Below are 17,058 nucleotides of genomic sequence, written 5' to 3'. Positions count from 1 at the left end.
ATTGCAAGTTGGTCCGCCACGCTTTTGCGATGGTGTTGCGCCGTTGACAGGAATGGCGCGCCATGTAGATTTGGCCGGTCATGGTTCTTTCACCTCGGTGGAAGCTAAGAGGGAATTCGGTGCAAAACCGGAGCTGTCCCGCAACTGTAAGCGGCGAGCCGTTTGTCCGATATGTCACTGGCAGAATTGCCGGGAAGACGGAAAACGGCATTGACCCGCGAGCCAGGAGACCTGCCTGACGATATACAATTCCGTGGTCGGGGTGTGCCACAGGAATGATCGCGTGCTGACGGTGTGGTCAGATGCGCCATCATTTTTGCTGTCTCCTCCAATTGAGATTCAGGCAGTGCGCAGCGAACAACATCATCCAGATCGACCAGCAAGGCGGGGAATTCTCCTGATTGCAAAATCCGCCTTTGCGGCCGCGCCCCATAGGGAAATGCAGCGACTGGCAGCGCAACTGGGCGAGTTATGCCCCGAGGACGTCGTCAGTTTTGCATTTACCGAACAAGGTACGCCCTCATTGTTCGAAGGGTTGGTTGCCCTGGTGGCCCGAAACCTTGACCACATCATCATCCTTCCGTTGATTTTGCCGATGGAACCCAGCTTTTTCCGATGGTTAGACAAATCGATAAAGCGCTGGCGAGGCTCCGCGGAACAGCCATGGCCTGGGGTATCGATCACTCAAGACATCGCCTCCTCTCCCTTCATGTTACCGCTGGTTGCTGATCTTCTGAGGGAGCCGAAAATCGTTGAGAGTGCCGAAGGAAAAGCTGTTGCTCTCGAGGGAACGATCGTGCCGCAGCAGCGGTACCGTGTTCTCGTTTGCTCTGGTGCAACGTGCAACAGCGCAGGTGCCGATACGATCTGGAACCATCTACGCAATCAGCAGGAACGTCAGAAACTGCGCATTGTCGGCGAAGGCACTATGACGGCGAAGTCGACGTGCCTCGGGCCCTGCAGTCTGGCACCGGTATTACAGGTGTTTCCAGAGGGTACCTATTACGGCGGAGTGACCGAGCAGTCCGTGGATGACATCATATCCTGCCACTTACTCGGCGGCCGTGTGGTCGAGACTTATGCGTATCACCCCACAGGCCACAAGCAGCGCCTGAGAAATCCCCAAATTGATCCGAGGAGATAAGATGTTATCCAGATTCACGTCCTGCGTTGCTTTTGCTGGGCTCGCTGCCGTTGGCATAATGGCAGCGGCTTCAACTGCCGTCGCTGCGGACGCAGTCCATGTTGGTGCGACCTACATCACCAGTGGCACTGATCCGGCCAAAGGTTCGAACGGTTGGGCATTGACGAGTCATGGTGTTGGCGAAAATCTGTTTACCGTCGACCGCGACGGCAAACTGGTTCCGGAGCTGGCTGAAAGTGCCAAGCGCGACGACGATGTTACGTGGACGATAGAGCTTAGGCCAGGCCGCATGTTTTCTGACGGATCTGCCGTCACGGCAAAGGCTCTGGCAACTGGTTTTGAGAACACGTTTGCGAAAAACAAAGCCGCCCTTGCCACTGGTGGGAAGCTAAGCTTCGAAGCGGTCAACGACTTAACGCTCAAGGTGAAAACAGAAAAACCGATACCCTACATCCCTGCTCTGTTTGCGGAGTGGCCGATGGTTGCTTACACACTCTCGGCGAATGGTGAGGCAACGTTCACCGGCCCCTACAAAATCGCTGCCTTCAAAAGTGACGCTTCCATTACACTCGAGCCGAACACCTATTTTCCCGGTTCAGACAAGCGTTCGCAGGTTGAGTTCCGAAAGTTCGGGGACGCGCAGAGTATGACGTTGGCGCTGGAAGCGGGAGAGTTGGATCTTGCTTTCGGACTGCCATCAGAGGTCGTCAGCCGCCTGAAAAACAATCCCGATCTGACTATCAAGTCCTTTCCAGTTGGATATCAATATCTGGCATTTCTCAACACAACCCGCCCACTGTTGAGAGATGTCAGGATACGTCAGGCGCTTGATCTGACGTTTGACCGACGTGAATTGGCGGCGGCCATCAACGGCGGAGAGCCAGCGACGGGCGCTTATGCCCCATACTTCTCGTTTGCTGGCAAAGATGCCCGAGTGACAGACTTGAACCATGCGGCCAGGCTGTTTGAGGAAGCGGGATGGAAAAAGGGCGCCACCGGTGTCCTTGAAAAGGATGGACAGCCGCTGCGCCTGCTGGCGATCACCTATCCGCAACGTCCCGATCTCGTTACGATGCTTCCCGTCGTGAAGGCCGAACTCGCCAGAGTGGGTGTTGAACTCGACACACAGGTGGTCGAAAACATCCAGCAGGTCGCCGCCGCTGGTGACTTCGATATCGCACTTTGGGCGCAACACACGGCGCCAAGCGGCGATCCGGCTTTCTTCATGAATTCGATGCTGCGCAGTGGCGCTTCGCTGAATTATGCCAAATACGCATCGCCGGAGTTTGACGCCATCGTCGATCGCTTCGCGTCGGAGAGCAACCCGGAGACGCGCGCCAGCATTGCGCTTCAAGCGCAGCAAAAATTGTTTGAGGATGTGCCTGTCTCGTTTCTCGTGTCACCGATATGGCATGTTGGACTCTCGAAACGGCTCCAAGGATATGAACCGTGGGGATCGGATTACCACGTCTTGCGAGCAGATATAGGCGAAGCGAAGAGCGAGTGAATTTGACTTGGCCCCTTATCAGATCGGTCATCGGGCTGGTGGCGATTTCATTCGCCGCCTTCACGGTTATCGCCATGATGCCATCTGATCCCGTCTCCATTGCCATACATCTTTGGAATCTTCCGGCAACAGAAGCCACATATGCTGCTCTGCGCGCCGAATGGGGGCTGGATCAACCTATTCCGTTCCGTTACCTCCATTGGCTGTCCAATTTCCTCACAGGAGACTGGGGCCGGTCCTTTCGCACCGGAGAGCCGGTATTGCGAGAATTTGCTGAGCGTCTGCCATTATCGCTCTTCATGGGCCTGTCCGGCCTTTTACTGGCAGTGATCCTTGCCATCCCGCTTGGCTTCTTTGCCGCTGCGTCCCCCGGGGGAGCCGTAGACAAATTTAGTCGCGCTCTATCCGTTTTCGTACAGGCAGTGCCGGGTTTCTGGTCAGGATTGATTTTGCTATGGGTGCTGGGAGTGCAGCTGAAGTGGATAAAACCGTTTTCCAACGATGCAACCTCACTGATCCTGCCGGTGCTGCTCATAGCACTTCATTCGGTTGCCACGCTGGCACGCGTCTACCGCCACGACCTTATAGCGACTACACGGTCGCCCCACTTCGTCACAGCGTTGGCGAAGGGGCTTTCCCAAGGTGCCGCGTTGTGGCGTCATGGCCGCCAGAGCGCACTGTACGCGCTGCTCGCAGCCGTCCGTTCTGAAGCTGGGTGGGTGGTAGGATCGACCGCCACGATGGAGATCTTGTTCGGCCTTCCGGGGATCAGCCAGTTTCTGGTTCAGAGCATAGCGGCTCGGGACCAGATGGTCCTGCAGGCTTATGTGATGGTCATCGCGCTGTGGATGCTATTGTTGAACGCAGCAGCCCAGCTTGTCATGTATCATCTCGATCCGAGAACTCGTTTATGATCCGCTACGGATTGCTGCTCCTGGTTTTTGCGTTTCTGATCGCCGGTGGCATATGGCAACCGCATGATCCGAACGCGGTCAGTCTTCTGGACCGCTACGCGTCTGGTAGTAGCCAGCATTTTCTAGGAACAGATCAACTGGGGCGTGATCTGCTTTCCCGCGTTCTGGTCGGTGGGTGGAGAACCGGTTGTGTGATCTTCGCCGTCTGCTCGATAGGCTTTGTCGTGGGCAGTTTTCTGGGCACGTCTGCTGCCGTGCTGGGTGGCTGGGTAGAAGCCTTGATCTTGCGTAGTTGCGAGTTTTTCGTGCTGGTGCCGACGCTGATCATCGCGCTGGTTGCCGCAGCGCTTTTCGGCCTCTCCCCCTTGAGTGCGGGGCTTGCGCTCGGGCTTGCCGCGATTGGGCCCCATTCTCTCCTCGCGCATTCTTTGACAAAACGCGTCTTAGGGCAGCCATTTATCATCGCGGCGCATAGTCTTGGTGTGTCACCCGCTAGAATGATGACACGACACGTGCTGCCCAACACGTTGCCTTTGATGGTGACCTATGCGGGAAATCAAGCTGGTCTAGCCATCGTCTCATATGCTTCGCTGGCTTTCATCGGCCTCGGATCGGATCCATCGAAGCCCGATTGGGGTTCCATGCTCTTTGAATACCGCGCCTTTATCTTCGATCATCCTCGACTTATGTTCTGGCCAGGGGCAGCGATTGCTTTGACGACTTTCACCTTGAGTGTGATGCTTGATAGAGAGGAATTGGCGCATGTGCAAAAAAAGGGAAGTTCCTTATAATATTAAAGGTTGCGCTTAATCGCCAGCGAGCTTCGCCCATGGATGTTGAAGGACGCCTGTGACGAGGCCATTGGTTCGATCCGCTGCAAAGCAATGGCTCTGGCGCTCCGTCGATGGGGACGATTTCGTGTTGGAGGTTCTGGGGCAACGTCGCTGCGAAAGCAGAGATCCATGCTTGGTATCGATAACCGCTCGCATAAAGGCTTGAACAAGCGGGCGGAGAATTCCCTCCAGCCACTCCGATGGTGAGAACGGATTATGAAGCGCTTCAAGCCACGACGCCATTGGAAGCGCTTCGTCTCCATTCACAATTCGATTGCCAACCTGTTCCCAATCCCCCGCGCGACATCTCCTCCAGCCATCACCTCGAACTGCAGTCAGACTCAATGAACCTATGGGCAAAATCACTCAAACATAAAAGCTGGGGTGCAAACGGCCTACGGCTGACTTATGCACCTCAAATTTATGATGCCCTGGAGGCAATCTCAGGGCGATTTCGCCTAGGCATCAGGTCGCCAATGATGCCAAAACGATATCCGGCACGACTGGAAAATCAGGAATTAAGGGCATTTAGGGAGAATTGGCTGGGGAACCTGGATTCGAACCAAGATCGACGGAGTCAGAGTCCGCTGTTCTACCATTGAACTATTCCCCAATCCGAGAAGCGCCGGGCGGTTTCGTTTGGTGGGTCGTCATATAGATGATTTGGTTGGCTATGCAAGCCGAAAAATGCATTTTTTCCAAAGCTTGTTTGTCGGTTCAGGTCAAAGCCTTGCTTTGGTGGATCTCTGTGTCGAGAGGATCAGGCTGGTTTCGCTGCCGGTGATGCCGGGGACGAGGCGGATGCGGCGCAGTACCGCGTCGAATTCGGTCAGCGTTGCGGCGCTCAGTTCGACGATCAGGTCCCAGCGGCCGTTGGTCGAGTGGATTTCGGAGACCTCCGAAATGCCGCCGAGGGCGCGGATGACGCGGTCGGTGACGTGGCCTTCGATCTCGATCATCATGATGCCGCGTATTGCGTTCTCGACCGCGTCGGCGCGCAGGATGACGGTGTAGCCGATGATCGTGCCGTTTTGCTCCAGCTTCTCCATGCGCGATCGTATCGTGGCGCGGGAGGCGCCGGTTTCGATCGCAAGGTCCGATATGCTTCTTCGGCCATTGTGGCGCAGAAGGGTGATGAGCTTTTCGTCAAGATGATCCATCGAAAACCAAATTGGTAGGGCTATTGATCAGAATGATAAGCTTGATGGGAAAATTTGCCAATCCTTACCATTCAATCTGCCATCTGAATGTGGTGTCATGATCAAAAATCGGGAACTGGAGATGACGTGATGGACTGCAAGTTGATCGGTGTTCCGTTGCAGATCGGGGCAGGGCAGCTCGGATGCGAGATGGGGCCCAGCGCTCTCAGGGTCGCAGGGCTGAAGGGGGCGCTTGAAGAGTTGGGGCATCATGTCAGCGATCTCGGCAATGTGTCGCCCGCGCCTTTTCGCGATCTCCAGCATCCGAACGCGGCGGTGCATCACCTTCCCGAAACGGTCGCCTGGACCGAGACCTTGATCGAGACAGCCTATCTCGAAAGCGCGGATGCCATGCCGATCTTCCTTGGCGGGGACCACGCGCTGTCCGCGGGCACCGTTGCCGGGCTGTCGCGCCGGGCTGCCGAGCAGGGACGATCGCTTTTCGTGCTTTGGCTGGATGCCCACACGGATTTTCACACGCTTGAGACGACGAAGAGCGGCAATTTGCATGGAACGCCGGTCGCCTATTACACGGGGAGAAGTGGCTTTGCGGGTTACTTCCCGCCGCTTGCGCATCCTGTCGATCCGAACAATGTCTGCATGATCGGTATTCGCAGCGTCGATCCGGCGGAGCGTGCGGCGCTTAGCGGTTCCGGTATCACCGTGCATGATATGCGCATGATCGATGAGCATGGCGTGGCCGTCCTGTTGCGGGAGTTCCTGGCAAGGGTGGAGGCGGCCAACGGGCTGCTGCATGTCAGCTTCGATGTCGATTTTCTCGATCCGTCGATTGCACCGGCTGTCGGTACCACCGTGCCAGGCGGCGCCACCTTCCGTGAGGCGCATCTGGTGATGGAGATGCTGCATGACAGCGGTCTCGTCAGTAGCCTCGATCTGGTGGAGCTGAACCCGTTCCTCGATGAACGTGGACGCACTGCGACGCTGATGGTGGATCTGACTGCAAGCCTGATGGGCAAGCGCGTTCTCGACCGCCCAACGCGCGCAGGCTGAGGAGGAAAGATCATGACAGCGATTGCAAAACTGAACGTCGTTCCCTTCGTCAGCGTCGATCATATGATGAAGCTGGTGCTGAAGGTTGGCATCGACACATTCTTGCGTGAACTTGCGGACGTGATCGAAGAGGATTTTCTGCGCTGGGAGAGCTTCGACAAGACACCGCGCGTCGCCTCCCATTCGCAGGAAGGGGTGATAGAGTTGATGCCGACAAGTGACGGCACGCTTTACGGCTTCAAATATGTCAACGGGCATCCGAAGAACACCCGCGATGGCCGGCAGACGGTGACGGCTTTCGGCGTTCTGTCCGATGTCGGCAACGGCTATCCGATGCTGCTGTCCGAAATGACGATCCTGACGGCGCTCAGGACCGCTGCCACCTCTGCCGTTGCCGCGAAGCATGTGGCGAGGGCCGATGCACGTTCCATGGCAATCATCGGCAACGGGGCGCAGAGCGAGTTCCAGGCGCGGGCATTCAAGGCGATCCTCGGTGTCGATCAGTTGCGGCTTTACGATATCGATCCGCTGGCTAGCCGCAAATGCGAGGCAAACTTACGCGGGCTCGGCTTTTCCATCACCATCTGCGACAGCGCTGAACAGGCGGTCGAGGGTGCCGATATCATCACCACCGTCACCGCAGACAAGCAATATGCCACGATCCTGACCGACAACATGGTCGGCCCCGGCGTTCACATCAACGCCGTCGGCGGTGATTGCCCCGGCAAGACCGAACTGCATCGCGACATCCTGCTGCGCTCGGATATTTTCGTCGAATACCCGCCGCAGACGCGGATCGAAGGGGAGATCCAGCAGTTGGATGCAGACCATCCGGTCATCGAGTTGTGGCAGGTCATGGCCGGCAAGACGGTGGGTCGCAAGAGCGAGCGGCAGATCACGCTGTTCGACAGTGTGGGCTTCGCCATCGAGGATTTTTCGGCGCTGCGCTACGTGCGCTCCAAGCTGATGGAGACCGGCCTGTTCGAAGAACTCGATCTTCTTGCCGATCCGGATGAGCCACGCGATCTTTATGGCATGCTGCTTCGATGCGAGGCGGCGATGTCTGCTGCCGACACTGAGAGTCGGATCGCGCTGTCATAATCCTTGAAGTCGGCGTCTTCTGGCGGTGAGTTGCTCGCGCCAGATGGTGAAGAGACCTGCTGCGATGACGATAGCCGCGCCAATCACCATATGGGCGGTGAGCACTTCACCATAGATCGTGACGCCGACGATGGAGACCAGCACCAGCTGATAGTAGGAAAAGGGCTGGACAGAGGCCGCATCCGCCAGCTCGAAAGCGCGGATCAACAGGTAATGGCCGCTCATGCCGGTGATGCAGAGCGCCAGCATCCACAGCCAGTCATGTGGCACCATGTTGACCCAGTAGAACGGGCCGATCAGTGTCAGCGCGGCTGCACCGGCAACACCGGTATAAAAGAAGCTGGTCATGGCGGTATCGGTGCGGCTGGCCAGCCTTGTCATCACGCCATAGAGCGCCAGCATGAAGGCTGCGACAAAGGTCAACAGGAATGTCAGATCGAAGCCCGTTTCACCTGGGTTGATGATGATCAGCACGCCGATGAAGCCGACGAGGATGGCGCACCATCTGCGCCAGCCGACCTTCTCCCCAAGCATTGGAACGGAGAGTGCTGCGACGATCAATGGGATGCAGGCGAAGATGGAATGTGTGTGGGCGAGACCCACCAGCCTGAACGAGAAAATTGAGAGAACAATCTGAGCCGCAAGCAGCACGCCGCGGCTGATCTGCAGCAAGAGCCGCTTGGAGCGCATCGTTGCCTTCAGCCCGTCGTGAGAGCGTGCGGCGAGGACAATCGCAAAGACGGCAAAGGCCCAGTAGCGCAGCATCACGATGAAGACGGGCGGGTAGTACTGGCCGAGATGTTTGGAAATGCCATCCTGTACGGCAAATATGGAAAACGCCCCAAGGGCGTAGAGAAGTCCGGTGGATTGGCTGGGCATCGCTCTCTCTCGGCATATCGGCGGGGGAGGGCATGCCGATAATCTGACAATGGGCAATTATGCGAAAAATGCCCGAAGCGAAAGGCCGGATCAAAACGCTTCCGTTCCTGCGTCCGAATAATTCCAACCCATACGTCGTTTTTGCCCTTGTAGCTCTAGTTACTAGAGGTCGTAGAACCTCTGCAGTATCAAGAGGACTGTCAGATGAGCACGGATTTACAGACCAGATTTCGGGTTGGCGGCATGGATTGCGCATCCTGCGCCAGTAAGATCGACACTGCCGTTCGGCGCATGCCGGGCGTGGAGGACGTCTCTGTCTCTGTGACTGCCGGAACCATGAGCATCCGTCACGATCAGACAAGCGATCTTGACGCCATCGGTAAAAAGGTTCGTGGCCTTGGCTACTCGGTTGAGCGATTGGCGGGGCGTCAGGCCGACAACCCGACATCGGCAAACCACGGTGGGACGTGCTGTGGCGGTCATTTGCATGATCACGCAGACGGAGAAGGCCATAGGCATTCTCACCACGACCACGACAATCATACGCATGGCGATCACGATCATGGCGACGGTGCTGTCGCTGTCGAAGGATTGCATGGCCATGACCATGGACCGAGCGGCGGTCCATGGTGGAAAAGCAAGAAGGGCCGTGCGACGTTGTTGGCTGGCGCAGCTTTGGTGGTTGCCTATTCGATCGGTCACCTCGTGCCGTCCGTCCAGCTTTATGTTTTTGCCATCGCCATGCTGGTCGGTTTGGTGCCGATCGCGCGCCGCGCCATCATGGCGGCGCTGGCGGGTACTCCCTTTTCCATCGAAATGCTGATGACCATCGCGGCGATTGGTGCGCTGGCAATCAGAGCCACGGAAGAAGCCGCAGCGGTCGTCTTCCTGTTTTTGGTGGGCGAATTGCTGGAAGGCGTGGCCGCCGGTAAAGCGCGTGACAGCATCAAATCGCTCTCTGCCCTCGTCCCGAAAACTGCACTTTTGGAAGAAGCGGGCAAAACTAGGGAAGTGCCAGCGGAGAGCCTCGAGATCGGTGCCATTATCTTGGTTCGTCCAGGCGACCGTGTATCGGCAGATGGTGTTATCGTTTCGGGCGAAAGCGCCATCAACGAGGCGCCGGTGACGGGCGAAAGCGTGCCTGTCCAGAAGAATGCCGGCGACAGCGTGTTTGCTGGAACGGTGAATGGCGATGCCGCATTGCGGGTGCGTGTCACGGCGGCCGCTGCCGACAATACGATTGCCCGTGTCGTGAAACTGGTGGAGGAAGCGCAGGAAAGCAAAGCGCCGACCGAACGCTTCATCGATCGCTTCTCGAAATATTACACGCCGGGCGTGGTGGCCGTCGCAGCACTTGTGGCGCTCGTGCCGCCGCTTCTCTGGGGGGCGAATTGGGACGAGTGGATCTACAAGGGCCTTGCCATTCTGCTGATCGGCTGCCCATGCGCGCTGGTCATCTCCACCCCTGCAGCCATTGCTGCCTCGCTTTCGGCGGGTGCGCGCAGAGGCCTGTTGTTGAAAGGCGGCGCGGTGCTGGAAGGCCTTGGCCGGCTGACGGCGGTGGCGCTGGACAAGACCGGCACGCTGACCGAGGGCAAGCCGAAGGTGACGGATATCGTCTCCTTTGGTTCGACGGCGCCGGAAGTGCTGCGTCTGGCAGCCGCGCTTGAAACCGGTTCCAGCCATCCGCTTGCGCTTGCGATTTTGGAGAAGGCATCGGAAGACCGAATCGTCGCGCCTGCCGCAAGCGATGCCAAGGCACTCGGCGGCAAAGGCGTTTCCGCTACGGTCGGTGGGCAGTCGGTCTTTCTCGGTTCGGCGAAAGCTGCTCTCGCCATGGTCGATATCCCGGCTGCGGATCAGTCCGCCCTCGGTGCGCTCAATGATGAAGGCAAGACGGTGTCGGTTCTCGTGGTGGACGGTAAGCTTGCCGGTGCCATCGCCATGCGCGATGAGCCGCGTGCGGATGCAGCCGAAGGACTGAAAGCGCTGAAGGATAAGGGCGTGAGGATCGTGATGTTGACGGGCGATAATGCCCGCACGGCAAGCGCCATCGGCAAGACGCTCGCCATCGAGGTGCGCGCAGACCTTCTGCCGGAAGACAAGCAGCGCATCGTCGGCGAACTGAAACAACAGGGTTTCTTCGTCGGCAAGGTTGGGGATGGCATCAATGACGCGCCCGCTCTCGCTGCTGCCGATGTGGGGATCGCCATGGGCGGTGGAACGGATGTGGCGCTCGAAACGGCGGAAGCGGCCATCCTGCATGGACGCGTCGGCGATATCGCCCGGATGATCGATCTGTCCAAACGAACGATGCGCAATATCTACCAGAACATTGCCATCTCGCTGGGCCTGAAGGCTGTCTTTCTCGTCACCACCATTATCGGTGTCACGGGTCTCTGGCCCGCAATCCTGGCAGACACAGGCGCCACGGTGCTTGTGACCATGAACGCGTTACGGTTGCTGAGGACAGTAAAGTAGGGCGGCCGCGCTGCCGGGCGCGGATGTCCCAGGCGAAACGGTTACGAGACGATGACAAGGAAACGAGGGATCTCTTAGCGCCATTTATCCTTGGCGCTCTCATCGGCATCTTTGGCCGATACCCATCCGCCTGCCGTGCCATCCGTTCCGTGCTCCTTTTTCCAGAAAGGGGCCGCGGTCTTCAGGTAATCCATGACGAAATTGGCGCCGTCAAAGGCGGCCTGGCGGTGAGATGAGGCGGCGATGACGAGGACGATGTTGTCGCCGGTGGCGATCTTGCCGTAGCGGTGGATGGCCGTCAGGCCACGAAGCTCGAAACGCTCGATGGCAAGCTTGGCGATCCGCGTCATCTCCGCTTCCGCCATGCCGGGATAATGCTCAAGCTCCAGCGCAGAAAGCGCACCACCTTCGTCGCGGCAGAGGCCGGTGAAGGTCACGACGGCGCCAATCCCTGCGTCATCTCGCGTCAAAAGCTTGGCTTCCACCGCGGCGTCAAAATCGTCCGTCTGCACGCGAATGGTCGGGGTGACACCCATCGGTCAGCCGCCGGTCATGGGCGGGAAGATACCGATCTCCCGCGCACCGACAATGCTTTCGTGGTGCTCGATATGCTCCTGATTGACCGCAACGCGAATGACATTCGGATATTCGAATGCCGCTTCGTATTCTTCGCCAAGGCCTTTCAGATAAAGGATCAGCTCACGCGCCGTCTTCACATCAGCGGGGATGTCGAGATCCTCTTCCGCCTTGCCGATCTTTTCGCGCACCCAGGCGAAGTAAACGATATGGGTCATCACTCTTCATCCACGATGTGGCGCAGGCCAGCCTTGAAGTAGTCATAGCCGGTATAGATCGTCAGCGCTGCCGCGATCCACAGAAGGCCGATGCCGATTTCGGTCGTGTAAGGCAGGATCGTATCGCCAGCGGGTCCGGCCAGAAGGAAAGCGATAGCCACCATCTGGATCGTGGTTTTCCACTTGGCGATGCGGGTCACGGGTACGGACACCTTCAAGGCCGCGAGATATTCGCGCAGGCCAGAGACCAGGATTTCACGGCAGAGAATGGTGATCGCGGCCCAGAGCGACCAGCCCGCTATGGTGCCGTCAGCCGCCAGCAGCAGCAGGATCGAGGCGATCAAGAGCTTATCGGCAATCGGGTCGAGCATGCGGCCGATATTGGATGTCTGGTTCCAGATGCGCGCCAGATAGCCATCGAGGAAATCGGTGATCGAGGCGACGATGAACAGCCACAGCGCGGTCCACCGGGCAAAATCCGAACTCTCAAGTTTTCCTTCCACGAAGAAGCACAAGACGATGACCGGTACGGCCAGAATGCGGCCATAGGTCAGAAGGTTCGGGATGTTGTAGGTGCGCGAAGCCATGGAAAACCTGTCTATCAATATCAAAGCGTTGATGACGCTCTGAGGTGGAAGCGTCAACACCTCTTTGTGTTTTTTTAGCGGGCGGCGGTAAAAGCCGCCGCGTCACTCGCGGCCGCTCTCATGGAAGTGATTGTATATCTGTTTTGCGACAGTTTCTGAAATGCCGCCCACAGCCATCAGATCGCTGAGCGCCGCACGCGACACGGCTTTCGCCGTGCCGAAATGCTGAAGAAGCGCGCGCTTTCTCCCCGGTCCGATGCCGCTCACCTCATCGAGAGGATTCTTGATCATCTCTTTCTTACGTCGCGCCCGGTGAGAACCGATGGCAAAGCGGTGCGCCTCGTCGCGCAGGCGCTGGACGAAGTAAAGAACGGGATCGCGCGGTGGCAGCGAAAAGTCGCTGCGGGTATCGGTGAAGAAGCGCTCGCGACCGGCATCTCGGTCCACACCCTTGGCAACGCCAATCGCGGTGACGCAATCACGAATGCCGAGTTCATCGAGAATGGCACGTACCGCCGTCATCTGGCCTTGACCGCCGTCGATCAGGATCACGTCTGGCCAAGCCGGAAACGGCATATCTGCCGCATCTTCCGGTGACACCGGCTGGCTGCGGTCAGGCCTGCCTTCTTCTTTCAACAGGCGAGAAAAGCGACGCGTCATCACCTCGCGCATCATACCGAAGTCGTCGCCGGGGGTGATGTCCGTCGATTTGATGTTGAACTTGCGGTACTGGTTTTTGACGAAGCCATCCGGCCCTGCCACCACCATGCCGCCCACCGCATTGGTGCCCATGATATGGGAGTTATCGTAGATCTCGATACGGCGCGGGATGTAGGGCATACCGAAGGTCTCGGCGAAACCTTTCAGCAGACGCGCTTGAGACGAGGTTTCGGCGAGCTTGCGGCCGTGGGCTTCGCGGGCATTGCCCAGCACATGATCGACAATGTCCTTCTTTTCGCCGCGCTGCGGCACCGAAAGGACGACCTTGTGACCGGCCTTTTCGCTAAAGGCTGCAGCCAGCAATTCCTGCTCGTCCACAGTTTCAGACAAAAGAATCTGCCTCGGCACCGGCTTGTCATCGTAGAACTGCGCCAGGAAGGCGTTGAGAATTTCCGAGCCCGGGAGGGATGGATCGGCCTTGGGGAAATAGGCGCGGTTGCCCCAGTTCTGCCCGGTGCGGAAGAAGAACACTTGAATGCACGACACGCCACCTTCGTGGTGGATGGCAAAAACGTCCGCCTCATCGATCCCGGCAGGGTTGATGCCCTGATGGCTCTGTACGTGCGACAGCGCGGCCAGACGGTCGCGATAGATCGCGGCGCGCTCGAAATCGAGATCTTCCGAGGCCTCGTTCATCTGCCGGGCGATCGTCGATTTTACGCTCTGGCTTTTGCCGGAGAGGAAGTCTTTCGCTTCCTGCACCAGCTCTGCGTAAGCATCGTCGCTGACCTCATGGGTGCAGGGGCCGGAACAGCGCTTGATTTGATAAAGCAGGCAAGGTCGCGTACGGCTCTCGAACACGCTGTCGGTACAGGTACGGATCAGGAAGGCGCGCTGCAGCGAATTGATGGTTCGACCCACCGCACCGGCAGAAGCGAAGGGACCGAAATAGGCGCCCTTGCGCGCTCTGGCACCGCGATGCTTGAAGATCGCCGGCGCACGATTGTCGGCCGTGATCAGAATATAGGGAAACGACTTGTCGTCGCGCAGCAGCACGTTGAAGCGTGGGCGGAAGCGCTTGATGAGGTTGGCTTCCAGCAGCAGCGCTTCGGTTTCCGTGCGGGTGGTGACGAACTCCATATGCGTCGTCAGCCGCACCATTTGGCCAATGCGGTTTGAATGCACGCGGCCCTGGGCATAATTGCTGACACGCTTCTTCAGCGAGCGCGCCTTGCCGACATAAAGAACGTCGCCAGCCTCGTTGAACATGCGATAGACGCCGGGATTGTTAGGCAGGTGTTTGACGAACTCGCCAATCAGATCCATGCCCTTCAAGCCGGACTCGTTCTTCCATCCGGCGTTCCAGTCGATGCCTGCGCTGTCCCGCTCCACGGCAACATCGGCGGTGGAGAGTGCAACATCGTCTTCGTCGTCGTCGGTTTCATCGAAGAGAACACCGCCATCCGGCAGCTTCTTTCCGTTCATTCATTAATCTCCGCCACGTCCGGGGTTTCCCAGCCAAGATGCTGGCCCCCGTCGAGTGCGATCATCTGGCCGGTCATCGAGGGGGTATCGTAAAGAAAGCGAATCGTCCGCCCGAACTCATCGGGCTTCGGACCTCTCTTCAATATAAGGGCGTCGACCTGCGCCTGAAAGTCCTCGGGGCTCTGTCTCTCGTTTTTAAACGTCGGGCCGGGGCCGATGGCATTGACCCGGATGCGCGGCGCGAAGCTTTGCGCCAAAGTTTGTGTTGCGGCCCAAAGCGCTGCCTTGGACAATGTGTAGGAATAGAAGCGCGGATTGAGCGCCAACACGCGTTGATCGATGATGTTGACGATCAGACCGGAATGCTCTTGTGGCAGTTGCCTTGCAAATGCGGCTGAAAGAATGGACGGCGCGCGTACATGCACGGCAAAATGCGCATCGAAGGTCTCGGCATCGAAGGTTTCGGCTTCATCCTTGTGAAAAACAGAGGCATTGTTGACGAGAACCCCCACAGGTCCCAGTGCTTTTGTCGCCTTTTCCATCAATTCGGCTGTGGAGGATATGTCCATTAGGTCTGCCTGAAGGACGACCGCCTTGCCACCTTTCTGCCGTAAAGTGTTAGCGAGTTCCTCGCCTTCGGCCAAAGAGGAACGTGCGTGGATCGCTACCGCAAATCCCTCGCAAGCAAGATAATCGGCAATGGCTCTGCCAATGCGGCGCGCTGCGCCCGTTATCAAGACGGTCTTCGGTATAGTCTCTGTCAAAGCGGACCCGTGCTCTGCTTATTCCACATTTACTTCCAGATATAGATCGAAATGATGAGGTTTGCCCACATCCGAATGGCGTTATACAGATTTATCCGGCGCAAGCTTTGCCAGCTTAATTTGATGTAAACACAAGTAAAAACGCGCTTTGCTTAAATTAACGATGCGTTATCCTTAATGGATTTCTGTGTCCTTTTGGCAACGTCCAATTTCTGTCACGGCTGTGCCTCAATCAATTCACATTTTGGCTCTGTGATTTCCTCATTCCCCCATCATTTTGCATTTCCAGACGGGCAGGGAACTAACTGTTTTATACCGCGTTTGGGACCGAGTGTTTGAGTGCCCCCGCGGGTTTGAAAAGGAGAATGGCATGCGTACTATCGTTGCAACACTTTTGGCTTCTACCATGGCCGCGGCAGCTTTCTCGGCAGCACAGGCAGCCGACGCGGTCAATGAAGTTCCGCAGGCGCCGGTCGCAGTTGAGCAGCCCGCACCGATCAAGGATTGGTCCGGCGCGTATCTCGGTGGTACCGTGAACTACGACTGGGGTCGTTTCAGCGGCAGCACCAACGGTCGCGACGCTGACGGCTTCGGCGGCGGCCTCTATGGCGGTTACAACTGGCAGAACGGCCAGATCGTTTACGGTGGTGAAGCCGACCTCGCTTATGGCGATGAAAAGGGCTCCGCTGGCGGCAACCTTCAGGGCAAGCAGAAGCTGAACGGCTCGCTGCGCGCTCGTGTTGGTTACGACATGAACCCCTTCCTGATCTACGGTACGGGTGGTCTTGCAGTTTCGAACAACGAACTTCGTGACACCGCAACCGGCAGCAAGGACGACAAGACGGCTCTCGGCTACACGGTTGGCGCCGGTGTCGAAGCTCTCGTCACAGACAACATCACGGCACGTCTTGAGTATCGTTACACCGATTATCAGGACAAGGACTTCGCCATCAACGGTGGCAACGTCTCGCGCGGCTTCGACGACCACAGCGTCAAGGCTGGTATCGGCGTCAAGTTCTAATTCGCCAGATATTATGCGGAAAAGCCGGGGTTCGCCCCGGCTTTTCTGTTTCTGCAGCAAGAGAAATCCGCGATCAGGCGGCAGATTTCAGCTCCGTATACGGCTTGAACTTCTTGCCGAACTTTTCCGGCCAATCAGAGAGCCGTTTGCGACCATCCGCCCACTGTCCGCTAAACCGCAAATCGAGATAACCAATCATCGCGGCTAGCGCAAAGTGGCCGCCATGCAGCTTCTTTCCGGTCTTCGGGAGATTGTCGTTCAGGTAATCGAGCGCCTTCACCACCTTGCGCCATTGCTTGTCGATCCACTCCTGGTGAACCTTTTCTTCCGGCCGGAAGCGCTTTTCGTAGACGATCGCCAGCAGGCAATCCATCACACCATCGCAAAGTGCTTCGAGGATTTCGGCTTCGGTGCGCTTGGCATGCTTCTTCGGGTAGAGCTTTCCGCCAGACACGCGATCGAGATAATGCATGATCGCGACACTGTCGTAGACCGAGCCACCGTCATGCAGCAGCACGGGGATCTTGCCCAGCGGATTGTTGTCGATCAGCGTGGCGGTTTCGGCATTGGTGTCGACGCGGACATCGGTGATGCCGATATCCAGATAGCGCGCTGCCATGCGCACCTTGGCGGAATAGGGGGAGGCGGGAGCGTAAAGCAGTTCCATTGGTTTTTCCT

Annotated in this window: 16 protein-coding genes, 1 tRNA gene, 1 pseudogene and 1 riboswitch; of the genes and pseudogenes, 9 read left to right on the top strand and 9 right to left on the bottom strand. The window is 57.7% G+C overall.

Annotated features, from left to right (window positions below; translation table 11 throughout):
* The first annotated feature begins 63 nt into the window (after nt 1-63).
* A riboswitch (cobalamin riboswitch) is annotated at nt 64-253 on the top strand.
* A 30-nt stretch (nt 254-283) separates the two neighbouring features.
* From QE408_RS04015 to QE408_RS23065, 5 genes and pseudogenes are all read left to right on the top strand, one after another.
* Nucleotides 284-1,144: a (2Fe-2S) ferredoxin domain-containing protein gene (locus tag QE408_RS04015; protein ID WP_306928740.1), complete on the top strand. Its 861-nt coding sequence runs from the start codon at nt 284-286 to the stop codon at nt 1,142-1,144.
* A gap of 1 nt (nt 1,145) precedes the next feature.
* On the top strand, nt 1,146-2,651 hold the full coding sequence (locus tag QE408_RS04010) for an ABC transporter substrate-binding protein (RefSeq protein ID WP_306928739.1): 1,506 nt from the start codon (nt 1,146-1,148) through the stop codon (nt 2,649-2,651).
* Nucleotides 2,648-3,565 carry an ABC transporter permease gene (locus QE408_RS04005; RefSeq protein WP_306928738.1) on the top strand — a complete coding sequence of 306 codons (918 nt, stop codon included), beginning with the start codon at nt 2,648-2,650 and terminating at the stop codon, nt 3,563-3,565. Before QE408_RS04010 ends, QE408_RS04005 begins: the two co-directional genes overlap by 4 nt.
* A complete protein-coding gene (locus tag QE408_RS04000; protein WP_306928736.1) occupies nt 3,562-4,356 on the top strand; it encodes an ABC transporter permease in 795 nt (264 codons plus the stop codon). The genes QE408_RS04005 and QE408_RS04000 overlap by 4 nt, the downstream gene beginning before the upstream one ends.
* An 88-nt stretch (nt 4,357-4,444) precedes the next feature.
* Nucleotides 4,445-4,760: pseudogene (locus tag QE408_RS23065) on the top strand (IS6 family transposase); the annotation flags it as partial.
* A gap of 177 nt (nt 4,761-4,937) precedes the next feature.
* Here QE408_RS23065 and QE408_RS03990 read toward each other — a convergent pair.
* Nucleotides 4,938-5,011: transfer RNA gene (locus QE408_RS03990), tRNA-Gln, on the bottom strand.
* A gap of 109 nt (nt 5,012-5,120) precedes the next feature.
* Complete coding sequence (locus QE408_RS03985) at nt 5,121-5,558, bottom strand: Lrp/AsnC family transcriptional regulator (protein ID WP_306928733.1); 438 nt, start codon at nt 5,556-5,558, stop codon at nt 5,121-5,123.
* Between the two features lie 129 nt (nt 5,559-5,687).
* Between QE408_RS03985 and rocF the strand changes: the two genes are divergently transcribed.
* Nucleotides 5,688-6,608 carry an arginase gene (gene rocF, locus QE408_RS03980; RefSeq protein ID WP_306928731.1) on the top strand — a complete coding sequence of 307 codons (921 nt, stop codon included), beginning with the start codon at nt 5,688-5,690 and terminating at the stop codon, nt 6,606-6,608.
* Nucleotides 6,609-6,620: 12 nt separating this feature from the next.
* Nucleotides 6,621-7,709 carry an ornithine cyclodeaminase gene (locus QE408_RS03975; protein ID WP_306928729.1) on the top strand — a complete coding sequence of 363 codons (1,089 nt, stop codon included), beginning with the start codon at nt 6,621-6,623 and terminating at the stop codon, nt 7,707-7,709.
* On the opposite strand, the gene QE408_RS03970 is transcribed toward QE408_RS03975, so the two are convergent.
* Nucleotides 7,704-8,588 (bottom strand): DMT family transporter, encoded by an 885-nt coding sequence (locus tag QE408_RS03970; protein ID WP_306928728.1) that lies wholly within the window; start codon nt 8,586-8,588, stop codon nt 7,704-7,706. The two genes, QE408_RS03975 and QE408_RS03970, sit on opposite strands and share 6 nt — an antisense overlap.
* Before the next feature lie 204 nt (nt 8,589-8,792).
* Between QE408_RS03970 and QE408_RS03965 the strand changes: the two genes are divergently transcribed.
* Nucleotides 8,793-11,069, top strand: a complete 2,277-nt coding sequence (locus QE408_RS03965; protein ID WP_306928726.1) for a heavy metal translocating P-type ATPase — start codon at nt 8,793-8,795, stop codon at nt 11,067-11,069.
* Nucleotides 11,070-11,143: 74 nt separating this feature from the next.
* On the opposite strand, the gene QE408_RS03960 is transcribed toward QE408_RS03965, so the two are convergent.
* The 5 genes from QE408_RS03960 to QE408_RS03940 all read right to left on the bottom strand — a co-directional run bounded on the left by QE408_RS03960 (nt 11,144) and on the right by QE408_RS03940 (nt 15,359).
* A complete protein-coding gene (locus tag QE408_RS03960; RefSeq protein ID WP_306928724.1) occupies nt 11,144-11,605 on the bottom strand; it encodes a molybdenum cofactor biosynthesis protein MoaE in 462 nt (153 codons plus the stop codon).
* A 3-nt stretch (nt 11,606-11,608) separates the two neighbouring features.
* The gene (gene moaD, locus QE408_RS03955; protein WP_306928722.1) at nt 11,609-11,863 is read right to left on the bottom strand and encodes a molybdopterin converting factor subunit 1; all 255 of its coding nucleotides are present in this window, start codon (nt 11,861-11,863) and stop codon (nt 11,609-11,611) included.
* A complete protein-coding gene (pgsA, locus tag QE408_RS03950; protein WP_306928720.1) occupies nt 11,863-12,450 on the bottom strand; it encodes a CDP-diacylglycerol--glycerol-3-phosphate 3-phosphatidyltransferase in 588 nt (195 codons plus the stop codon). Before pgsA ends, moaD begins: the two co-directional genes overlap by 1 nt.
* A gap of 102 nt (nt 12,451-12,552) precedes the next feature.
* The gene (uvrC, locus tag QE408_RS03945; RefSeq protein ID WP_306928718.1) at nt 12,553-14,595 is read right to left on the bottom strand and encodes an excinuclease ABC subunit UvrC; all 2,043 of its coding nucleotides are present in this window, start codon (nt 14,593-14,595) and stop codon (nt 12,553-12,555) included.
* A complete protein-coding gene (locus tag QE408_RS03940) occupies nt 14,592-15,359 on the bottom strand; it encodes an SDR family oxidoreductase (protein WP_306928716.1) in 768 nt (255 codons plus the stop codon). The genes uvrC and QE408_RS03940 overlap by 4 nt, the downstream gene beginning before the upstream one ends.
* Before the next feature lie 370 nt (nt 15,360-15,729).
* Here QE408_RS03940 and QE408_RS03935 point away from each other — a divergent pair, with 370 nt between their 5' ends.
* A complete protein-coding gene (locus QE408_RS03935) occupies nt 15,730-16,380 on the top strand; it encodes an outer membrane protein (RefSeq protein ID WP_306928714.1) in 651 nt (216 codons plus the stop codon).
* 73 nt (nt 16,381-16,453) lie between these two features.
* On the opposite strand, the gene QE408_RS03930 is transcribed toward QE408_RS03935, so the two are convergent.
* Entirely contained in the window at nt 16,454-17,047 is a 594-nt protein-coding gene (locus QE408_RS03930) for a glutathione S-transferase family protein (protein ID WP_306928712.1), read from the bottom strand.
* Nucleotides 17,048-17,058 lie beyond the last annotated feature (11 nt).

Origin of the sequence: Agrobacterium larrymoorei, assembly GCF_030819275.1 — a bacterium.
Taxonomy (GTDB): domain Bacteria; phylum Pseudomonadota; class Alphaproteobacteria; order Rhizobiales; family Rhizobiaceae; genus Agrobacterium; species Agrobacterium larrymoorei_B.
Note: the sequence above shows the minus strand (reverse complement) of the source record. Positions and strands in the feature narration are given on the sequence as shown.